This window comes from Streptomyces capparidis (genome assembly GCF_054782095.1).
This window is the reverse complement of the sequence record NZ_BAAGTD010000019.1, coordinates 91219-103766: the sequence shown is the minus strand read 5'-3', so window position 1 is coordinate 103766 and position 12548 is coordinate 91219. Positions and strand designations below refer to the sequence as shown.

At 74.5% G+C, this 12548-nt stretch carries 12 protein-coding genes; 6 read left to right on the top strand and 6 right to left on the bottom strand.

Going from position 1 to position 12548, the window contains the following annotated elements; all coding sequences use genetic code 11:
* Window positions 1-14 precede the first annotated feature (14 nt).
* On the bottom strand, window positions 15-1190 hold the full coding sequence (locus ACYVO2_RS17465) for a L,D-transpeptidase (protein ID WP_461008757.1): 1176 nt from the start codon (window positions 1188-1190) through the stop codon (window positions 15-17).
* A 232-nt stretch (window positions 1191-1422) separates the two neighbouring features.
* On the opposite strand from ACYVO2_RS17465, the gene ACYVO2_RS17460 reads away from it, so the two are divergent.
* Window positions 1423-1782, top strand: coding sequence for a hypothetical protein (locus ACYVO2_RS17460; RefSeq protein ID WP_461008756.1), 360 nt, complete (start codon window positions 1423-1425; stop codon window positions 1780-1782).
* Window positions 1783-1940: 158 nt separating this feature from the next.
* Entirely contained in the window at window positions 1941-2336 is a 396-nt protein-coding gene (locus ACYVO2_RS17455) for an LPXTG cell wall anchor domain-containing protein (RefSeq protein WP_461008755.1), read from the top strand.
* A gap of 43 nt (window positions 2337-2379) precedes the next feature.
* Here the strand turns inward: ACYVO2_RS17455 and hutH are convergent, their stop codons facing one another.
* Window positions 2380-3957: a histidine ammonia-lyase gene (gene hutH, locus ACYVO2_RS17450; protein ID WP_461008754.1), complete on the bottom strand. Its 1578-nt coding sequence runs from the start codon at window positions 3955-3957 to the stop codon at window positions 2380-2382.
* A 443-nt stretch (window positions 3958-4400) separates the two neighbouring features.
* On the opposite strand from hutH, the gene fdhD reads away from it, so the two are divergent.
* Entirely contained in the window at window positions 4401-5228 is an 828-nt protein-coding gene (fdhD, locus tag ACYVO2_RS17445) for a formate dehydrogenase accessory sulfurtransferase FdhD (RefSeq protein WP_461008753.1), read from the top strand.
* A gap of 18 nt (window positions 5229-5246) precedes the next feature.
* Here the strand turns inward: fdhD and ACYVO2_RS17440 are convergent, their stop codons facing one another.
* From ACYVO2_RS17440 to ACYVO2_RS17425, 4 genes are all read right to left on the bottom strand, one after another.
* Complete coding sequence (locus ACYVO2_RS17440) at window positions 5247-6368, bottom strand: GGDEF domain-containing protein (protein ID WP_461008804.1); 1122 nt, start codon at window positions 6366-6368, stop codon at window positions 5247-5249.
* A gap of 313 nt (window positions 6369-6681) precedes the next feature.
* A complete protein-coding gene (locus ACYVO2_RS17435; RefSeq protein WP_461008752.1) occupies window positions 6682-7479 on the bottom strand; it encodes an enoyl-CoA hydratase/isomerase family protein in 798 nt (265 codons plus the stop codon).
* Between the two features lie 139 nt (window positions 7480-7618).
* Window positions 7619-8899 (bottom strand): adenylate/guanylate cyclase domain-containing protein, encoded by a 1281-nt coding sequence (locus ACYVO2_RS17430; RefSeq protein WP_461008751.1) that lies wholly within the window; start codon window positions 8897-8899, stop codon window positions 7619-7621.
* A gap of 349 nt (window positions 8900-9248) precedes the next feature.
* The gene (locus tag ACYVO2_RS17425) at window positions 9249-10112 is read right to left on the bottom strand and encodes a biotin--[acetyl-CoA-carboxylase] ligase (protein ID WP_461008750.1); all 864 of its coding nucleotides are present in this window, start codon (window positions 10110-10112) and stop codon (window positions 9249-9251) included.
* A 292-nt stretch (window positions 10113-10404) separates the two neighbouring features.
* On the opposite strand from ACYVO2_RS17425, the gene ACYVO2_RS17420 reads away from it, so the two are divergent.
* The 3 genes from ACYVO2_RS17420 (at window position 10405) to mmpB (ending at window position 12538) form a co-directional block, all read left to right on the top strand.
* Entirely contained in the window at window positions 10405-12042 is a 1638-nt protein-coding gene (locus ACYVO2_RS17420) for an acyl-CoA carboxylase subunit beta (protein ID WP_461008749.1), read from the top strand.
* A 23-nt stretch (window positions 12043-12065) separates the two neighbouring features.
* Entirely contained in the window at window positions 12066-12302 is a 237-nt protein-coding gene (locus tag ACYVO2_RS17415; RefSeq protein WP_461008748.1) for an acyl-CoA carboxylase subunit epsilon, read from the top strand.
* A 98-nt stretch (window positions 12303-12400) separates the two neighbouring features.
* Window positions 12401-12538 carry a morphogenic membrane protein MmpB gene (gene mmpB / locus ACYVO2_RS17410; RefSeq protein ID WP_461008747.1) on the top strand — a complete coding sequence of 46 codons (138 nt, stop codon included), beginning with the start codon at window positions 12401-12403 and terminating at the stop codon, window positions 12536-12538.
* Window positions 12539-12548: the final 10 nt, after the last annotated feature.

The window sequence follows — 12548 nt, the reverse complement described above, 5'->3', positions numbered from 1 at the left end:
CGCGGCGGCCGGGATCAGAGGGCGCTGCCGGCCTTCCACTCCGCCCAGGACATGTTCCAGCCGTTGAGGCCGTTGTCGGGCGAGATGGTCCGGTCGGGGCTGTTGACGACCTTGACGACGTCGCCGATGAGCGAGTTCTCGTAGAACCAGGCGCCGGGCTTGCTCGGGTCGTTCGCGCCCTTGACGTCCTCCAGGCCCACGCAGCCGTGGCTGGTGTTGGTGTTGCCGAAGACGCCCTTGCCGCCCCAGTAGTTGCCGTGGATGAAGGTGCCGGAGGTGCTCAGGCGCATGGCGTGCGGCACGTCCGGTATGTCGTACTCGCCCTCGAAGCCGACCGTGTCGCCGTTCATCCGGGTCTCCTTGAACTTCTCGGAGATCACCATCTCGCCGTTGTAGGTCGGGTTGTCGGGGGCGCCCGCGGAGATCGGGATGGTGCGGACGGTCTTGCCGTCCCGGACCACGGTCATCTTCTTGGTCTTCACGTCCACCGTGCTGACCTGGCTGCGGCCCACGGTGAAGGTGACGTCCTTGGACTGGACGCCGAAGATGCCGGGCGCGGCCTCCACCCCGGCCAGCCGGAGCTTGAGGGTGACCTCGGAGCCGGCCTTCCAGTACTGCTCGGGGCGGAAGTCGAGGCGGGTGTCGTTGAACCAGTGGCCCACCACCTCCTGGCCGCTCGAGGCGCTGACGGTGATGCCCTTCTGCACCGCCGCCCGGTCCTGCACGGGCTTGGTGAAGTTGATCGACACGGGCATGCCGACGCCGACCGTGGAGCCGTCCTCCGGGGTGAACACACCGTAGACGGCGTTGCCCGGCGAGAGGGTGGTGAAGGTCGTGTTCTTGACCTCCTTGCGCCCCTCGCCATCCTTGGCGGTGGCGGTGAGCTGGTACTTGGTGGCCTTCTCCAGCTCGGCCCCGGGCTCCCAGGACAGGCCGTCGGCGGATATCTCCCCCGGCACCTGCTCGCCCGAGGCGGCCTTCAGGGTGACCGCGGTGAGCTTGCCCTCCTTGACGGTGACCTTGACCGCGTCGTTGATGCTGACGTTGTCGGCGCCGTCCTTGGGAGAGATCTTGATGGACGCGCTCGACGCCTGCTTGGCCGCCGCGGCGTCCGCCTTGGCCTGTGCCGAGGCGGCGCCGTCGCCCGAGTCGTCACCGCTGCACGCGGTGAGCGCGAGAGCAGCGCTCATCAACAGGGCCGTTCCGGCGAGCCCCCTGCGGACCGTACCGGCGTTCGCGACCTTCACTCTGTCCCCACTCCACTTCCTGCGTGACACAGGGTCGTTGGCAGACTTCCTATCCAATCAGTAGGACCGTCTGGAAATAAGTCACGGTTGCACCACCTAGCGAATTGTGGGGAAAACCACGCGCCCGCCACCGGTTTTCGCCACGCACGGTGCCCGGCGACGTACCCTCCGTCACATGAGCGAAGAATCCGCACCCCGGTTTGCCCGGCTTCAGGTCGAGTTGATCGTCGAGATCACGGACCCCGAGGCGCTGGCCGCCGAGGCGCTCGACCAGGTGGGCCGGGACACCGGTCTGGCCGAGGGCGAGCGGGACCACACCGCGGAGGCGGTGCGGGACGACGCCACGGAGGCGCTGGCCTGCCTGGTCGACCCGTTCGACCTCATCGACGACGTGCCCGGGATCAGCCTCGCCCAGGCGTCGTGGAGCTGCGCCCCGACCGCGTACGACCCGGACGCGGAGGAGTGGGACTTCGGCGAAGGGCCCGGGGCGGACGGGGAGGGGCTCGCGGGGCCCGACGGGCTGCCGCCGCACTGAGGGACACCGGGGGGCCGGGACGGGTCCGGAGTGGGTCAGGGGCGGGGGCGCGCGGACCGGCCGAGGGCCGTTTCTCCCATCGCTTTCCGGTGTGACTGTCCTATCAGTACCATCGGACGGCATCGCCACTCGGCGTCTCGTCAACTCCCGCGCCCGGCATGGGGGAACCCTTGGAACTGCGCCGCCCGCTCACCGCCGCAGCGGCCTCCTCGCTGCTGATAGCGCTGATGTTCATCCCGTCGGCCTCGGCGTCGGTGGACGACGCCGCCTCCGGGACGGCGGCCGGGGCCGCGGACTCCGCCGCCGTGCCGGCGGCCCCGGCCGGTGGCTCCGGTGCCGTCACCGCGGACACCGCGAGCTTCACGCGGCCGGCGGACTCCGCCGACACCGCGCTCCCGGCCCAGGTCCAGGACCGGGCCGCCGACTCGGGCGCCGACCTCGCCGACACCGGCAGCATCGACACCGACCCCTACCTGTGGGGCGGCGCCGGCTTCATCGGCGTCGGGGCCGCGCTGGTGGTGTTCGCCCGCCGCAGGAGTTACGGGGAGCTGTAGGGCGCCGCGGGCCGGGCCCGCCGCCCCGGCCAGGGCGCCGCTCTCACGCCAGCGGGCCGGTGACCGCCTCCACCGCCGCGACCAGCTCACCGGAGCGCACCAGTTCCTCGGCCACGGCCAGGTCGGGGGCGAGGAACCGGTCGGGACCGGGCCCGCGGACGCCCGCCGCGCGCAGGGCCGCCACCGCGGCCCGGGTCGCGGGGGACGCCAGGCCCGCCGTCTGCGCCGCCCGCTCCCGCAGCTCGATGCCGCGGGCCGCCGCCACCAGCTCCACCGCCAGGATCCGGGCCAGGTTGTCCACCGCGGCCCGCAGCTTGCGCGCCGCCGACCAGCCCATGGAGACGTGGTCCTCCTGCATCGCGGAGGACGGGATGGAGTCCGCCGACGCCGGGACGGCCAGCCGCTTGTTCTCCGCGACCAGGGCCGCCTGGGTGTACTGGGCGATCATCAGCCCGGAGTCCACGCCGGGGTCGTCGGCCAGGAACGCCGGGAGGCCGTGCGAGCGGTTGCGGTCCAGCAGCCGGTCGGTGCGGCGCTCCGCGATGGAGCCGAGGTCGGCGACGGCGATCGCGAGGAAGTCCAGCACATAGCCGACCGGGGCGCCGTGGAAGTTCCCGTTGGACTCCACCCGGCCGTCCGGCAGCACCACGGGGTTGTCCACCGCCGCGGCCAGCTCCCGGTCGGCGACCAGCCGGGCGTGCGCGAGGGTGTCCCGCCCGGCGCCCGCCACCTGGGGGGCGCAGCGCACCGAGTAGGCGTCCTGGACCCGGGGCGCGGGCTCCACGCCGTCGAAGCCGGACTGGTGGTGGCCGGTGAGCCGGGACCCGTCCAGCACCCGCCGCATGTTCTCCGCGCTCGCCGCCTGCCCCGGGTGCGGGCGCACGGCGTGCAGCTCGGGCGCGAGCACCCGGTCGGTGCCGAGCAGCGCCTCCAGGGTGAGGGCGGCGGTGATGTCGGCGGTGGTGTACAGGCGGGCCAGGTCGGCGCAGGCCATGACCAGCATGCCGAGCATGCCGTCGGTGCCGTTGATGAGGGCCAGGCCCTCCTTCTCCCGCAGTTCCACCGGGGCGATCCCGGCCTCGGCGAGCAGCTCGGCCGCGGGCCGCTCCGCGCCGTCGGGGCCGTGTGCCTCGCCCTCGCCCATGAGCACGAGCGCGCAGTGGGCGAGCGGGGCGAGGTCGCCGGAGCAGCCGAGGGAGCCGAATTCGCGGACCACCGGGGTGATCCCGGCGTTGAGCAGGGCGGCCATGGTCTCGGCGACGACGGGGCGCACGCCGGTGTGCCCCGAGGCGAGGGTCTTCAGCCGCAGGAACATCAGGGCGCGGACGACCTCGGGCTCCACCCGGGCCCCCATGCCGGCGGCGTGCGAGCGGACCAGGGAGCGCTGGAGGCGGGTGCGCATGGTGGGGCTGATGTGGCGCACGGCGAGGGCGCCGAAGCCGGTGGAGACGCCGTAGACGGGCTCCGGCTTGGCAGCGAGGGCGTCCACGGTCTCCCGGGCGGCGGTGATGCCCGCCACCGCCTCGGGCGAGAGCTCGACCCGGGCCCCGCCCCGGGCCACGGCCAGGACGTCGGCGGCGCTGGTGCCGGAGGGGCCGACGACCACAGTGTGCAGATCCATATTCACGAACCCTAAGGACTGAATCGCTCCCTGTCATCACGGGAGGGGGTGGCGGAGGGGGAGTGTCGGGGGGAGGTGGGGGACGAGGAGGCGGGTGGCGGGTGCGGGGCGGGGGACGGGCGGGAGCGGATCAGCCGGTCCGCGGGGCAGCGGCCGGACGGCGGGTGACCAGGGGCGGGGGGGGCGGGCACGGAGGCGCCGGGTGTCAGGCGGGGCGCCGCTGCTCGTCCTCTGCGCGGGCGCGCCCCGCGCCGACGCCCTCACCCGCGAACGGAGCCCCCTCCCTCGCTCCCGCGCCCTCCCGCGGACCCGGCCCCCATCCCGGCAGCCCCGCCGCCAATACCCCGCCCGCCCCCGCCCGGCGGACGACGCCCCCGCCCCCAAGCCCTCTCCCCCGCGTTCGGGGCCCCGGGTGGGGGCAAGTCGTCACGTATCGTCGTCGCATGGGACGAGTCACGAGCCGGCACAAGGTCCTCAGGCTGGACGGCGGCGGGGCGAGCCTGCGGCGGGACACCCTGGTGGGTGAGGAGCCCCTGGAGATCCGGGTCCGCGGGGAGCGGCTGACGGTGACCATGCGCACCCCGGGGCACGACTTCGACCTCGTGGCCGGGTTCCTCGTCACCGAGGGCGTGCTGCACTCCCCCGGCCAACTGCTGGCCCTGCGGTACTGCGCGGGCGCGGAGGGCGGCGAGGGCAACACCTACAACGTGCTGGACGCCGCCCTGGCCCCCGGCGCGGAGCCGCCCGTCTCGGCGCACCGCAACCTGCTCACCACCAGCGCCTGCGGCATCTGCGGCCGGGACAGCGTGGAGTCGGTGCGCACCCGCACCCGCTGGCCGGTCTCCGGCGACCCGGTGCTGCTCTCCCCCGAGGCGCTCTACGGCCTGCCGGACGCGCTGCGCTCCCGCCAGCGCACCTTCGCGGCCACCGGCGGCCTGCACGCGGCGGGCCTGTTCACCGCGGACGGCGAGGAGCTGTGCGTCCGGGAGGACGTGGGCCGGCACAACGCGGTGGACAAGGTGGTCGGCTGGGCGCTGCGCGAGGGGCGGCTGCCGCTGGCGGGGTGCGTGCTCATGGTCAGCGGGCGGGCCTCGTTCGAGCTCACCCAGAAGGCGGCGATGGCGGGCATCCCCGTGCTCGCCGCCGTCTCGGCGCCGTCGGGCCTGGCCGTGGAGCTCGCCGAGGAGCTGGGGCTGACCCTGGTCGGCTTCCTGCGGGGGCGCAGCGCGAACGTCTACACGGGCACCCACCGGATCGCCGTCCCCGGCTGACGGGCGGCGGGCGGCGCCTCACACCCGGGGCGCGTCCCGGAACCGCCGCCGCTCGCCCTCGTGCACCTGCCTGTCCGCCACGGGCGCGTCCCGGCCGGCCGCCACGGGGTGGTCGGCGCGCGCGGCCTTGGCCCGGTACTGGGCGGCGTCCGCGAGCCGGAACAACTGCGAGGGCGTGGACACCGGGCCCACGTCCTCGGTGGAGGCGACCCCGCAGGCCACCCCCTCCCCGTAGGGCAGCAGCCGCGCCCTGCGGCAGACCTCCTCGACGGCGTCCAGCACGTCCCCGGTGGGCCGGTCCTCCACCACCAGGCAGAACTCGTCCCCGCCGAGCCGGGCCGCGATCGACCCGGGCAGCCTGGCCGCGCACAGCGCCAACTGGTGGGCGAACCCGGTGAGCAGCTCGTCGCCGACCTCGTGCCCGAACTCGTCGTTCACCCGCTTGAGCCCGTTCATGTCGCACATGGCCAGCGCCACGACGGTGCCGTGGACGCGGTGCCGCTCCAGCGCCTCGTCCAGCCGGGTGTCCACCGCGCGGCGGTTGGCCAGGCCGGTCAGCGGGTCGGTGAAGGCGAGCCGGCGCACGTGCTCCAGCCGCTCGGTCTGGGCTATGCCCGCCGCGATCAGCGAGGCGAGGACGGTGGCGAACTCCTCGTCGGGGCCGTCGAACACCGGCTGGGTCGGCCCGCGCGCCACGTACAGCTCGCCCCAGGCGGAGCCGTGCAGCATGATCGGCGCCACCACGCAGCAGGAGCGGCCCCGGCGGCGCAGGGCGGCGATGCGCTGGTGGGCGTAGGGGCCGCGCTCGGCGGACGCGCCGTCGGCCGTCTCCACCCAGGCGTGCGGCTCGCCTCCGTCCGCCCACCGCTGGTGCAGGAAGCGCAGGATCTCGGGGAAGTCGGCGACGGGGTACGACTCGTTCTCGGGCCGCTCCTCCTCGTCCGGGGCGAGGTCGCCGGTGTTCACCAGCACCCGCAGCCGGCCCCGCTCCCGCTCCCAGCGGGAGATGGCCGCCATGGAACCGGCGAGCGCCCGCCGGGCGCGCTCCGCGGCGACCGCGACGGCCTCCAGGGGGTCGCGGACGCCGGCCAGCGCGCGCGCCAGCTCGGCGACGGCCTGGAGCCGCTCGTCCGCGCCCACCCGGGTGTGTGGCTGGTTGTCGCGCTCGATGTCTATGGCGTCGCCCACTGGTGGTGCCTCTCGCTTCCCCCGTGCATGTCCTGATCAGACCAGGCTAGGAAGGATGCCCACATTTTGCGCCGGTTGCCACCCCATCGCACGCGTCTCCCCCGCCTCCGGCCACCGCAAAGATCGCGCCAGCCGGGGAGGCGCGTTCCCCCGCACGGCCGGCACCGACATCCGGCGGCTACCCACCAATCACGGCCGCACGCGGCCCGTCACCCGTCGCGGCGGGAAACCGGCGCCCCGGCCGGGCCGCCCCGGCCCGCGGCGGCTACTCGCCCGGCCACTGCGGCCTGCGCTTGTCGTTGAAGGCGGCCACGCCCTCCTTGCGGTCGCCGGAGAAGGCGACCGTGCGCCACGCCGCGTCCTCCACCTCCAGGCCGGAGCGCAGGTCCATGCCGTGGCCCAGGCGCAGCGCCCGCTTGGCGGCGCGCAGCCCGACGGGTGAGTTCTCCGCGATCCGCCCGGCCAGCGCGAGGGCCTCCTCGCGGTCGCGGCCCGCCTCCACCAGATGGTCCACCAGGCCGAGCGCGTGCGCCTCCTCCGCCTGCACCCGGCGGGCGGTGAACACCAGCTCCGCGGCGCGGGCCGCCCCGATCCTGCGGGGCAGCAACTGGGTGCCGCCGCCGCCCGGGATCACGCCCACCGACACCTCGGGCAGGCCCACCACGGCGGTGGCGTCCGCCACGATCAGGTCGCAGGACAGCGCGATCTCGAATCCGCCGCCGAGCGCGTACCCGTGCACCGCTGCCACCGTCGGCACCGGCAGCTCCAGCACCCCGGTGTAGGCCGCGCGGGCCAGCGGGCGCTGCCGGGCCAGCTCGGCGTCGGTCAGCGCGTTGCGCTCCTTCAGGTCCGCGCCCACGCAGAACGCCCGCTCGTTGGACGAGGTGACCACCACGGCCCGCACCTCGCGGTCGGCCGCCAGCGCGTCCGTGGCCGCGACCAGCGACTCGGCCATGGCGGAGGACACCGCGTTCAGCGCCTTCGGCCGGTCGAGCACCAGCTCGGCCACGAACCCGGACCGCCGCACCGCGACCCACTCGCCGTACCGTCGCTCCTCGCTCATCCCCACTGCCCCGCCTTCCGAAGTCGAAGCCGGACCCGAAGCCCGGCGCGCAGCCGAACGTTACGGCCGGAAGCGTAGACCTCATCCCTCGACCGCCCCGGGCGAGCCCCGCCCCGGGGCGCTCGCGCGGTCGGCGGGCTCAGCCGCCCTTGCGCCGGGTGAGCAGCCACGGCTCCACGAGGCCGAGCCCGCGCACCGGGCGGCGCCACATCGGCTGGACGGAGAAACGGTAGGAACCGTTGTGCGAGGGTCTGTCCGGATTGACCTTGACGGCGCGCTCGGCCTTGGCGGCGTTCCCGCCCTTGGCGGCGCGCTCGGCCTCGCCGGCGCTCTCGGTCCCGCCCGCGCCCTCGGCCCTGCCGGGGCCCTCCCCCCTGCCCGCGTTCTCCGCCTTCTCCGCGTCCCCCTCCACCGGGCGCGGCGGGACCTCTCCGGCCCGGCCGAGCGCGGCGACCATCTCGTCGTCCACCAGCACGTTGTCCTTGGGGGCTATGGAGGTCAGCCGGCTGGCGAGGTTGACGGTGGTGCCGAACACGTCGCCCATCCGCGTGGTGACGGTCCCGAACGCCATGCCCACCCGCAGCGCGGGCATGGTCTCGTCGTTGCCCATCGTCTCGATCAGCCGCAGCCCGATGTCCCCGGCCGTGCCCGCGTCGTCGGCGACGAACAGCACCTCGTCCCCGAGCGTCTTGATCAGCCGCCCGCCGTGCGCGGCCACCAGGTCGGCGGCCGTGGTCTCGAACGCCTCGACGAGCTCGCCGAGCTCCTCCTCCTCCAGGCGCTTGGACAGCCGGGTGAACCCCACCAGGTCGGCGAAGCCCACGGCGAGCCGCCGGTTGACCGCCTCCTCGTCGTCGGCCGCCTGCACCACCCGGCCGGTCACGGCGGCCAACTGCCGCCGCCAGACGTAGACCAGGAACTCCTCCAGCTCCGGCAGCAGCAGCTCGACCAGCGGATACGCCATCTCGGCGCGGGTGAGGCCGAGCTCCCTGGGGTCGGTGAGGCCCTCCAGGAAGGAGTCGATCTGCCACTCGGCGAGCCGCGCGGTGGTCTGCCCCGTGGAGCGGGCCACCTGCACGGCCATGGCCTCGCTCAGCAGGTCGGCCTCGACCAGGCCGGCGAGCCGGCGCAGCGCGATCACGTCGGCCTCGGTGAGCGCCCGGGCCTGCCCGATGTCGGCGAAGCCCATCGCCCGCCAGAACCGGGAGGCCAGCTCCATCGGCACTCCGGCGGCCCGCGCCGCCTGGAACGGGGTGTAGCGGCGCTCCGCCCCGAGGATCAACTGCTCCAGGCGCAGCGCGATGGGGTCCTTCTCCTCCTCGGCGCGTTCCCGCGCGCCCCGGTCCCGGGCGGCGGGGTCCCCCGGCCCGCCGTCGTCACCGGGTGGTACCGCCCCGGTCCCCGCGTTCTCCGCTGTCACCGCCCGCTCCCTGCGTCCGGCCTTCGCACTGCGTCCCCGCCGTATCCGTAGTGCCTGAGCTGGGGCCCGGCCACCGCGGTGGCCGCCCCTGCCGGTACGAGACTCCTTCGGCCCATACCGGGGACACGTCGCGGCCCCCCGCCCGCCGTTGATCGCCGATCATCAGGTGATACGTCCCGCGCGGGCGCTCGGTTCGATCGTGGCGGCGGCGCCTCGCCCACTCCCGCGCGGGCGCGCGGGACGCAGCCAGGACGTCGGCCGCATGTGCGCCTCAACGATACGGCAGATGTGCCCCAGCTCACTCTCCACGGGGAGTGATCCGCCATGGCTCCGGCCACCGCCCGCCGGGTCAGGCGCGTGCCCTGACGTGCACGATGTCCCCGGCTCCGACCGCGTGTTCGATACCGTCCGCGGCGACCACCAGGCGCCCGGTGCCGTCCACGGCCACCGCCTCGCCGACCAGCTCCCGCCCGCCCGGCAGCTCCACCCGCACGGTGCGGCCGAGCGTGGCGCACCCGGCCGCGTACGCCTGCTGGAGCAGGCACGCCGCGGGGTCGCCCGCCGCGTCCCGCCAACGGGTGTACCAGTCCGCCAGATGGCGCAGCACCGCCCGCAGCAGCGGGTCGCGGTCGGTGGCGGGGGAGCCCGCGAGGGCCAGGGAGGCGGCGGTGGGCACGGGCAGCTCGTCCGCGCGCAGCGTCACGTTCACCCCGATGCCGAGGACCAGGCTGTCGCCGACCCGCTCCCCGAGGATGCCCCCGGCCTTGCGCTCCTCGCCGCCGACGGTGACCAGCAGGTCGTTGGGCCACTTCAGGGCGGTGTCCACCCCGGCGGTGCGGGCCAGCGCGGAGGCGGTGGCCACGCCCGCGAGGAGCGGCAGCCAGCCCCAGCGGTCGGCGGGGACGGCGCCGCCCGGGGTGAGGACGACCGAGAGGAACAGGCCGGATCGCGGCGGTGCGCTCCAGGCGCGGTCGAGCCTGCCCCGACCCGCGGACTGCTCCTCGGCGACGAGCACCGCGCCCTCGCCCGCCGCCCCGGCGCGCACCCGCCCGGCGAGGTCGCTGTTGGTGGAGCCGGTCACCTCCACCACCTCAAGCTCCGTCCACAGCCCGCCGGGCACCAGCAGCGCCCGCCGCAGCGCGGCCCGGTCGAGCGGCGGCCGGTCCAGGTCGGACCAGCGGGAGGGGCGGCGGGGGGGCTGCGGGGAAGTCACCCGTCCAACCTAGTGCGCCGACCGCCCCGGGGCGCGCCGGGAGTCCGCCCGCGGCACGCCGTCCCGCGGCCGTCCCGGGCGCCCCCGCCCCCGTCACCCCGGGGTCCGAGCCCCCGGACGGCCCGCACGGCTCCCCCCGGCACACCCAACCCCGTGAATGCCCGCGCACAGTGACGAGCGCCGCAGCGTGTCGCGCACGGGCGCGGTTACGCTACGGAAAGGTGCCTGGGCCGTTACTCCTCCAGAGCGGACCCGAGGCAGGAACCCTCACCAGAGCAGGAGAGTCGCTTCGATGGCCGAGCCGGAAACCGCGCGCCGCGACCCCAGCGCCCCCGAGTCCGCCCCCGCAGGGGAGCCGAGCATCCACACCACGGCGGGCAAGCTCGCGGACCTGCGGCGCCGCATCGATGAGGCCACCCACGCGGGGTCCGCGCGGGCGGTCGAGAAGCAGCACGCCAAGGGCAAGATGACCGCCAGGGAGCGCATCGACCTGCTGCTGGACGAGGGCTCCTTCGTGGAGCTCGACGAGTTCGCCCGGCACCGCTCCACCAAGTTCGGCATCGACAAGAACCGCCCCTACGGCGACGGCGTGGTCACCGGGTACGGCACCATCGACGGCCGCCCGGTGTGCGTGTACTCGCAGGACTTCACCGTCTTCGGCGGGTCCCTCGGCGAGGTCTACGGCGAGAAGATCGTCAAGGTGCAGGACTTCGCGCTGAAGATGGGCTGCCCGATAATCGGGATCAACGACGGCGGCGGCGCGCGCATCCAGGAGGGCGTGGTCGCGCTCGGGCTGTTCGGCGAGATCTTCCGCCGCAACACCCACGCCTCCGGGGTGATCCCGCAGATCTCGCTGATCATGGGCCCGTGCGCGGGCGGCGCGGTGTACTCGCCCGCCATCACCGACTTCGTGGTGATGGTGGACCAGACCTCGCACATGTTCATCACGGGACCCGACGTGATCAGGACGGTCACCGGCGAGGACGTCGGCTTCGAGGAGCTCGGCGGCGCCCGCACCCACAACGTCACCTCGGGCAACGCCCACCACATGGCCGCCGACGAGAAGGAGGCGGTGGAGTTCGTCAAGGCGCTGCTGTCCTACCTGCCGTCGAACAACCTCGAGGACGCCCCGGCCTTCCCCGAGGAGGCCGATCTGGAGATCACCCCCGAGGACCGCGAGCTGGACACCCTCATCCCGGACTCCCCGAACCAGCCGTACGACATGCGCCGGGTGGTCGAGCACGTCCTGGACGACAACGAGTTCCTGGAGACCCAGGCCCTGTTCGCGCCGAACATCATCACCGGCTTCGGCCGGGTGGAGGGCCAGTCCGTCGGGATAGTGGCCAACCAGCCGATACAGTTCGCCGGCACCCTGGACATCAACGCGTCGGAGAAGGCGGCCCGCTTCGTCCGCACCTGCGACAGCTTCAACATCCCCGTGATCACCTTCGTGGACGTGCCCGGGTTCCTGCCCGGCACGGACCAGGAGTGGAACGGCATCATCCGCCGGGGCGCGAAGCTGATCTACGCCTACGCCGAGGCCACCGTGCCGCTGATCACGGTGATCACCCGCAAGGCGTACGGCGGCGCGTACGACGTGATGGGCTCCAAGCACCTGGGCGCGGACCTCAACCTGGCCTGGCCCACCGCGCAGATCGCGGTCATGGGCGCCCAGGGCGCGGTGAACATCCTGCACCGGCGCAAGCTCGCCGAGGCGGCCACTCCCGAGGAGGCCGAGGAGCTGCGGCAGAGGCTGATCACCGAGTACGAGGACACCCTGCTCAACCCGTACGAGGCGGCCGAGCGCGGCTTCGTGGACGCGGTGGTCTTCCCCTCGCAGACCCGCACCCAGTTGATCAAGGCGCTGCGCACGCTGCGCAACAAGCGCGAGTCCCTGCCGCCGAAGAAGCACGGCAACATCCCGCTGTAGCGGCGGCGCGGAGCCGTCCCGTCGTGCCCGAGCCCGTCGTCGTGCCCGAGGAGGTCTTCATGCAGGTGGTCAGGGGCAACCCCACGCCCGAGGAGCTGGCGGCGGTGATCGCCGTGGTGGCCTCCCGCTCCGGGGCGCCCGCGCGGCCGAGCCGGCCCGACCGGGTGTCGGTCTGGGCCCAGCGGGCCCGCAACATCCGCCGCGCCCCCCAGCCCGGCACCACGTCCTGGCGCGCCTCGACCTGGCCCGGGGCCCGGTAACCGCGCCCTCTTCCGGTATGACCGTCCGCTCGGCGGGTGTCCGGATTTGAGTACCCGTACTCAGGCACAACCGCCCCGGCCGGCGCACCATCGGAAGCATGCTGTGGTCCGACCGCACCAGGGAGATCGCCCCGGAGGTCCGGCGCGCGCAGACGATGCTGCGCCGCGCCGGACCGGTGATCGCCCTGGCCGCCGGGCTGCTGATGCTGCTGCTGGTGTCGGCCGGCGACGGCTGACCGGCCCCGG

Coding starts and splice junctions, on each gene's coding strand:
- ACYVO2_RS17455 (WP_461008755.1), top strand. CDS start 1,941: ATGGGGGAACCCTTGGAACTGCGCCGCCCGCTCACCGCCGCAGCGGCC.
- ACYVO2_RS17465 (WP_461008757.1), bottom strand. CDS start 1,190: ATGAGCGCTGCTCTCGCGCTCACCGCGTGCAGCGGTGACGACTCGGGC.
- ACYVO2_RS17460 (WP_461008756.1), top strand. CDS start 1,423: ATGAGCGAAGAATCCGCACCCCGGTTTGCCCGGCTTCAGGTCGAGTTG.
- fdhD (WP_461008753.1), top strand. CDS start 4,401: ATGGGACGAGTCACGAGCCGGCACAAGGTCCTCAGGCTGGACGGCGGC.
- hutH (WP_461008754.1), bottom strand. CDS start 3,957: ATGGATCTGCACACTGTGGTCGTCGGCCCCTCCGGCACCAGCGCCGCC.
- ACYVO2_RS17420 (WP_461008749.1), top strand. CDS start 10,405: ATGGCCGAGCCGGAAACCGCGCGCCGCGACCCCAGCGCCCCCGAGTCC.
- mmpB (WP_461008747.1), top strand. CDS start 12,401: ATGCTGTGGTCCGACCGCACCAGGGAGATCGCCCCGGAGGTCCGGCGC.
- ACYVO2_RS17435 (WP_461008752.1), bottom strand. CDS start 7,479: ATGAGCGAGGAGCGACGGTACGGCGAGTGGGTCGCGGTGCGGCGGTCC.